This window comes from Micromonospora sp. LOL_021, assembly GCF_048060215.1.
GTDB lineage: Bacteria > Actinomycetota > Actinomycetes > Mycobacteriales > Micromonosporaceae > Micromonospora_E.
On the sequence record NZ_JBHMIN010000070.1, the window covers coordinates 20,766 to 27,455 of the forward strand.

Genomic DNA, 6,690 nt, shown 5'->3' on the forward strand with positions numbered 1-6,690 from the left:
TCCCAGGGGTCGGCCCGCAGCGGTCCGGCTCGGGCGGTCACCCGCACCGGCCGCCCGACGCCGGTGGCCGGAATCGGCGTCACCTCGACGGTGACCACGACCTCCATCCCGTCGACGGCGCACGTACGCAACCGCCCGCCGTTGCGTCCGGCCACCTCGGCCGCCCGGTCGCAGACCACGCCGGGGCCGGCGAACACCCGGGCCGCGCCGGCGAGGGCGGCCAGGTCGGCGGCCACCGAGGCCTGCTGCCGGGCGAGCCGGACCGCACCGATCAGCGCGCCGGCCATACCGGCGGCGACCAGCGTCAACCCGACAGCGAGCAGCCACAGGCTGGCGCTGCCGCGCTGCCCGACGTCGACCCCGGGCCGGCATGGGCGGTCTGGTTCACGCAGCCCACGCTGGCATCGTCGGCCGATCACCGGTGACGCTCCGGCAGCGATCCGGTGCCGTCACCGCCCGTGATGGCACCGCCAGTTGCTGCGGCAACGGTCCCAGTGACGCCCGGCTCGACCGCCGCGGTCGCCGACGCGGTGACCGACGCCGGCCCGAGCCGGGCGCCCAACGCCCGCAGCGGTGCCCGGACCGTGACGGTGACCAGGTCACCGTCGACGACCACGGAGACCTCGGCTCCCGGCGGCCCGGCCAGGGCCGCCGCGTCGCGGTCGCCCCGGGCGGTGGCCAGCGCGACCGACCGTGCCATATCGAGACACTCGGACTTGGTGACCACGGCGCTGACGGCGGACAGCCCGACCGCCAGCAGCAGGACCAGCGCCGGCAGGCCGGCGGCCAGCTCGGCGGTGAACGAGCCCCGGTCGCCGCCGGCCTGCCGGCGCGGCCTCATCCGAGCGCCCGATCGATGACCGAGGCGAGGGCGGCCTGCACGCCCTCGCTGGTCAACACCTTGAGCAGGATCCCGGCGAAGGCGACGGCGGCCAGGGTGCCGACGGCGTACTCGGCGGTGTTCATCCCCGCGTCGTCGCGCAACCGGCCGGCCAGTCGGCCGCGCCACCGGCCGACCTCCCGCCGTCCGGACACCGTCGTCGCTGTCGCTGTCGGCGGCACCGCCGCGTCGGGCGGAACCTTCGTCGACCGCATGATGACTCCTTTCCTCAGAGGACGTCGCCGAGGACGGCGACGATCACCGGCACCAGACCGGCGAGAATGAAGGCGGGCAGGAAACACAGCCCGAGGGGAAGCACGATTAGCACCCCGGCGCGGCGGGCCGCCGCCTCGGCCGCCGCCGAACGACCGGCCCGCAGATCGTCGGCGAGCCTGGTCGCGGCACCGGCGAGGGCGGCGCCGCTGGCGGCGGAGCGGATCGCGGCGGCGGCCAGGCGCTCGCCGCCCGGCACCGCGTCGAGATGCCGCCATGCCTCGGCCGGCTCGGCACCGAGCCGCAACGCCCGAGCCACCCGGCTCAGCCGGGAACCGAGCGGCCCGGCCAGCGCGTCGGCCACCGCAACCACCGCCTGATCCACCGGCGCTCCGGCGCGCAGCGCCGCCGCCAGCAGGTCGGCGGCCAGCGGCAGGTCGGCTGCCGCACGTAGCCGCCGACGGCGTACCGCCGGCGGCTCGATCCGGCGCAGCGCCCGGTCGACACCGACAGCGGCCGCAACGGCCAGCGGCACGGCGAGCCAGCTGCCGCCGATCACCAGCACCGCCAGGCCGGACAGCACCGCGACCGGCCGGACGAGCCGCGACAGGTCGGACTCCGCTGGCTGACTGTCACTGAGCCGGGCAAGCCGGCGACGGGCGGCGAGCGCCGTGACCGGGCGGACCGCCGGCGGCAGCATCACGCGGGTGCCGGCCATCAGCTGGTCGCCTCCGGTGCCCGGTTCAGCCGCTCGGCCCAGGCCAGCCCGGCGACCTGCAGGGCCACGGCGGCCAGCGCGCAGGCCGCGCCGATCGGGGTCCGCAACAGCACCGCTACCGGATCCACCCCGATGCTGTAGCCGAGGGCCAGACCGCCGGCGGGCAGCCCGGCCAGCAGCCAGGCGGTCATCTGCGCACCGGCGGCCTGCGCGGCGGCAGCGTCCCGCGACCGGTCCAGCGCACGGGCGTCGGCTTCGATCCGTTCGATCAGTTCGGCCAGTGGCGCGCCGGTGCGCTCCGCCAGTCGTACGGCGGCGGTCGACAGGCCGGCGAGCCGGGTCGCGGCGGTGTCCGTCGTTGGGCCCGGGTCCGGCAACGTCGCCGGCTGCGGCAACGTCGCCGGCTGCGGCCACGCCATCGGCCGCGCCGGCAGTCCTGCTCGCAGGTCGGCGGCGTGCGCGGCCAGCGCGTCCAACTGCCGTACCCGCCGGTCTCGCCGGGCCTTCGCGGCGGCCCGGGTCGCCGCCGTACGCAGGCCGAGCCCCAGGTACGCGGCGGTGATCGCCGCCGCCACCGGCCCGCCCAGCCAGCCGGCGGCGAGCCCGCCACCGCCGGCGACTGCCACCAGCGCCCGGCGTGGATGGCGGCGCGCGGCGTTGCCGATCCACAGCACCCGGGACCGCAGCCAGACGCTGAACCGAACGGTGGCCGGTGTCGGCGAGTCCGGATCGCCACTGGACCGGACCGGATTCGGACCGGTCACGGCCAGCAGCCGACGACGGTGTCCCCACGGGCGGCGCAGCCGCAGCGGCCAACGTCGGTGCGACGTGCCGGGTCGCCGGCTCATCGCGGCCCCCGGCTGTCGAGCACCGCCGGCACCGGTACGCCGCGTTCGATGAGCAACCTGGCCAGCGTCGGTCCGGCCGGCTGCGGACCGGCCCCGCGCCGCCAGGCCGGGGTGACCGTGATCAGCCGCTCCGGCCCGTGCGGGGTGAGCAGACAGATCGCGTCGACGAATCGCCGCCCGGCGAACCGGCGCAGCTGGACGACCACCTGGATGGCGGCCGCGATCTGTGCATGCAATGCGGCGCGGGGCAGCCCACCGAGCAGTCCCAACGCCTCCAGCCGGGCCGGCACGTCGCTGGCCGCGTTCGCGTGCAGGGTGCCGGCGCCGCCGTCGTGGCCGGTGTTGAGCGCGGCCAGCAGGTCGACCACCTCGGCGCCCCGGCATTCGCCGACGACCAGCCGGTCCGGCCGCATCCGCAACGCCTGCCGGACCAACGCACCGAGCCCGACCGACCCGACCCCCTCGACGTTGGCCGTCCGTGCCTGCAACGTCACCACGTGCGGATGCTCCGGCCGCAGCTCGGCCGCGTCCTCCACCATCACGATCCGCTCGTCGGCCGGCACCAGCCCGAGCAACGTGTTCAACAAGGTCGTCTTGCCCGACCCCGTGCCGCCCGTGATCAGGTACGCCAACCGCCCCGCCACCACCGCCCGCAGCAACTCCGCCACCGGAGGATCAACCATGCCGTTGCCCACCAGCTCGGCCAACTGGAACGGACGCTGCCGGAAGGTCCGCAACGACAGGTACGGCCCCGTCGCCGCCACCGGCGGCAACACCGCGTGCAACCGGGTACCGTCCGGCAACCGGGCATCGACGTACGGGCAACCGTCATCAAGACGACGCCCACACGCCGCGGCCAACCGCTGCGCCAACCGGCGTACCTCGTCCACCGAACCGACGCCCACCGCCGCCCGCTCCAACCCGGCACCCCGGTCCACCCACACCTGGGTGCCGTTCACCAGAACGTCGGTCACCCGCGCGTCGGCCAGCAACGGCGCCAACGGCCCCGCCCCGGCCAACTCACCGTGCACCCGGTCAGCCAGCCGCAACAACCCGGCGTTACCCCGCAACGCCGCCCCCGGCTCGGCCCGCACCGCACCGACCACCGACGCCGGCGTCACCGCCGTACCGTCGGAGACGAACCGCTCCCGCACCCGGGCCGCCACCACGGCCTCGTCGACACCCGTGCCACCGGGCCACCCGGCCGTCATGACACCGCCACCGCACAATCGACCAGCCCCGCCACGTCACACCGTGGTCTTTCCTTGGCGGTGACGAGCGGCGGGCAGGTGCGGCGAATCGCGACGGGGTACAGCGGCGGCATCTGAGCCCTCCTACGGCTCGGGGAGCGATGCCGAAACTGTGGACGCTGACGCAGCATCCGCGCCTGGACGATCAGGCAGGCTGTGGACAACCGACCTACCTGTGGATAACTCCTCCCGGCCGGAGGTGATCTGCTATGGCCGCCGGGTAGGCAGTGAACCGGCAGGGTCAGATCGAGCGGCGTGGCCAGCGCTTGCGGGGGCGCGGCTCCTCCTCACGGTGCTGGCGCTTGTGCTCGTGCACGCGGTCCTCCCACGCCTGCTGGTCGTCGTCGGCGGGATCAAACGGGTACCAGCGGTGTGAACCGTCCTCGAAGTGCATGTCCTCATCACCGGGCCGGATCACCGAGATCAGCGCCACCACCCCATGAATCGCCAGTACAGGTACCCGCCGCGGTTGTCCGCCAGGTCGATCATCGCGTCGAGCAGGCACGTCGCCATGTAGACCGACAGCGACACCGTCGCCCCCGCGTACTCCGCGAGCAGTTCCTGACGGCGGGTGTGACAGGGCCAGGGATCCGCGCATCCCGCGCAGGTCCACGCCGGCTGGATCGGGATGTGGAAGCTCACTCGCCCTCCTTTGGCCAGTGACCCCGGTTGATCGGAATCCGGTGCCGCGCCCGGCGGGGCAGCGCCGCCCCGCACCGACAGACCCGCTGCCACTTGCTCCAGGACCACACCGGCCGGTGCCGCCGGGCAAGCGTCCGTGCGACTGCGACGACGTACGCCTCGTAGCTGACGCGCTGGGTCATCCGCCCCTCCTTGAGTGGGGGGATGTGACGGCCGGGCCTATCGGTCATCCGACCGCCACACCCAGCAACCATGGTTCCCACCAGCCTTGGTCAATGCAATATTTCATTTCAGATGAAACGCTTGACGATACTTCACCTAGTGATGTTCTATTGCCGAGCATGGTCGATGGGTGCTACATATCGAGTGCGGATGTCGCCCGGTGTGTAGTCGCGGAGAGGAGAATCCAGTGACGACCGACACCGGCTCGACCGTCCCGAGGCGACAGCTCGGCAGGCATCTACGGCAGCTCCGCGAGGAGGCCCGCATGACCGTGAAGGCTGCGGCCACCGCGTTGGAATGGTCCACGCCCAAGATCTGGCGCATCGAAACCGGCGCCACGTCGATGCGTTCCCTCGATGTCGAAGCCATGTGCAAGGTGTACGGAGCGTCACCAGAAATCACCGAGGCGCTGATGGGTCTCGCCAAGGAGACCAAGGCCCGCGGCTGGTGGCACTCGTACGGCGATGCCATCCCCGAGTGGTTCGAGCTGTACGTCGGCCTGGAGTCAGGCGCGACCAGGCTGCGCAAGTACGAGGCGCACCTGGTCCCCGGCCTTCTGCAGACCAAGGCGTACGCGACCCGGGTATACGAGGCCGGACGCCCCGACATGAAGCGCAAGGACATCGACCGAGGGGTTGCCTTGCGGCTCGACCGTCAGGCACTGCTGACCCGAGCCACCCCACCCGCGCCGCAGGTCGACATCATCCTCGACGAGGCTGTGCTCCGGCGCGACATCGACGCCGAGCAGCTCAACCTGATCGTCACCGTCAGCCGCCAGCCCAATGTCTGCGTCCGGGTGGTGCCGTTCAGCGCAGGCCTGCACCGCGCCACGTTGGCGAACGGCGCGTTCACCATCCTGAATTTCGACGGCTCCGACGAACCGACGAACATCTACGCCGATGGACTGACCGGCGCCCTCTACCTCGACAAGCCCGCCGAGGCGGCGGCGTACGAGGAGGTCTGGTCAGCCGTCGAGTCCACGGCACTGAGCGAGGCGCAGTCTCGCAAACTCATCGCATCGATCGCGGAGGAACTGTCATGACCGAACTCGCGTGGAAGAAGAGCACCCGCAGCAACGCCGGCGGGGACTGTGTCGAGGTCGCCAACCCCAGCCGAGCCGTCCTGGTCCGCGACAGCAAGGACCAGGCCGGACCGGCGCTGTCGTTCACCGCCGACACCTGGACCGGCTTCGTCAAGGGGATCAATATCGGCCAGTTCGACCTCCGCTGACCCCGATGAACGTCTGCCCCTGATCCCACAACCGGGACCAGGGGCAGACCCCGGTGTCAGCTCACCCCCCACGGCCGTACGACGACCCACGGTCTTGTCCCCGACCCGAACGGAGCCCGCCTGGTTTCTTGACGGGCAGGCTCCGCATGCGCATCTCCTGCCTTGGCTGAGCAGCATCTGGAGGGAGGACGGTCCCGCGTGCCGCAGCGTTCTGAAGAGCCTTAACCAGAGCCTCCGGGCGGAAGTGACCGGCGTCGTTGACCGCGTGCACCCAAGAGGTCACGCATGGCAGCCCTGGCATCGTCCGGCGGGCCTTGTCCCGGTGCAGGGCTGCGACAGCCGCGCAGATGAATTTGGGGTCGAGGCCCTTGCGGACGGCGTACCCCGCGAGGCTTACTCTGCCAGCCACGATGCAGCCCGAGGGCTTCATCGTTGAACCGCAGGGTGACCACGAAGCAAGTCGACTACTCGAGTCGATCCCAAACCCTTCGCGTGGGCCATCCGGTGTGCGATTCACCGACACGCGGTAAGGTTGACGACCTCGGCGACCCGGCATTCGCCGACGACCAGCCGGTCCGGCCGCGGTTCGACCGCTGACATCGATGCAGCTAATCGCAGCGAGCCCTTGTCAACGGTCTTTCTGATCTCCCCGTAGGCGGCCGGCATTTGTCCCCGCTGGCGGCCACG

Annotated in this window: 10 protein-coding genes and 1 pseudogene; 2 read left to right on the forward strand and 9 right to left on the reverse strand. The window is 72.2% G+C overall.

Features of this window, described 5'->3' with window-relative positions; translation table 11 throughout:
* Positions 1-32: 32 nt before the first annotated feature.
* The 9 genes and pseudogenes from ACFHWT_RS28740 to ACFHWT_RS28780 form a co-directional block, all read right to left on the reverse strand.
* Positions 33-419: pseudogene (locus tag ACFHWT_RS28740) on the reverse strand (Rv3654c family TadE-like protein); the annotation flags it as partial.
* Complete coding sequence (locus tag ACFHWT_RS28745; protein ID WP_416597798.1) at positions 416-841, reverse strand: TadE family type IV pilus minor pilin; 426 nt, start codon at positions 839-841, stop codon at positions 416-418. The gene ACFHWT_RS28745 and the pseudogene ACFHWT_RS28740, both read right to left, overlap by 4 nt.
* A complete protein-coding gene (locus tag ACFHWT_RS28750; protein ID WP_233606454.1) occupies positions 838-966 on the reverse strand; it encodes a DUF4244 domain-containing protein in 129 nt (42 codons plus the stop codon). The genes ACFHWT_RS28745 and ACFHWT_RS28750 overlap by 4 nt, the downstream gene beginning before the upstream one ends.
* A 143-nt stretch (positions 967-1,109) precedes the next feature.
* Positions 1,110-1,793, reverse strand: coding sequence for a type II secretion system F family protein (locus tag ACFHWT_RS28755; protein ID WP_416597809.1), 684 nt, complete (start codon positions 1,791-1,793; stop codon positions 1,110-1,112).
* 17 nt (positions 1,794-1,810) lie between these two features.
* The gene (locus tag ACFHWT_RS28760; RefSeq protein WP_416597799.1) at positions 1,811-2,659 is read right to left on the reverse strand and encodes a type II secretion system F family protein; all 849 of its coding nucleotides are present in this window, start codon (positions 2,657-2,659) and stop codon (positions 1,811-1,813) included.
* A complete protein-coding gene (locus ACFHWT_RS28765; RefSeq protein WP_416597800.1) occupies positions 2,656-3,870 on the reverse strand; it encodes a TadA family conjugal transfer-associated ATPase in 1,215 nt (404 codons plus the stop codon). Before ACFHWT_RS28765 ends, ACFHWT_RS28760 begins: the two co-directional genes overlap by 4 nt.
* Before the next feature lie 280 nt (positions 3,871-4,150).
* Positions 4,151-4,345: a hypothetical protein gene (locus ACFHWT_RS28770; protein ID WP_416597801.1), complete on the reverse strand. Its 195-nt coding sequence runs from the start codon at positions 4,343-4,345 to the stop codon at positions 4,151-4,153.
* On the reverse strand, positions 4,333-4,551 hold the full coding sequence (locus tag ACFHWT_RS28775; protein WP_416597802.1) for a hypothetical protein: 219 nt from the start codon (positions 4,549-4,551) through the stop codon (positions 4,333-4,335). The genes ACFHWT_RS28770 and ACFHWT_RS28775 overlap by 13 nt, the downstream gene beginning before the upstream one ends.
* On the reverse strand, positions 4,548-4,733 hold the full coding sequence (locus ACFHWT_RS28780) for a hypothetical protein (RefSeq protein ID WP_416597803.1): 186 nt from the start codon (positions 4,731-4,733) through the stop codon (positions 4,548-4,550). Before ACFHWT_RS28780 ends, ACFHWT_RS28775 begins: the two co-directional genes overlap by 4 nt.
* Before the next feature lie 227 nt (positions 4,734-4,960).
* On the opposite strand from ACFHWT_RS28780, the gene ACFHWT_RS28785 reads away from it, so the two are divergent.
* Both ACFHWT_RS28785 and ACFHWT_RS28790 read left to right on the forward strand, forming a co-directional pair.
* Positions 4,961-5,815: a helix-turn-helix domain-containing protein gene (locus tag ACFHWT_RS28785; protein ID WP_416597804.1), complete on the forward strand. Its 855-nt coding sequence runs from the start codon at positions 4,961-4,963 to the stop codon at positions 5,813-5,815.
* Positions 5,812-6,003 carry a DUF397 domain-containing protein gene (locus ACFHWT_RS28790; protein WP_416597805.1) on the forward strand — a complete coding sequence of 64 codons (192 nt, stop codon included), beginning with the start codon at positions 5,812-5,814 and terminating at the stop codon, positions 6,001-6,003. Before ACFHWT_RS28785 ends, ACFHWT_RS28790 begins: the two co-directional genes overlap by 4 nt.
* Positions 6,004-6,690: the final 687 nt, after the last annotated feature.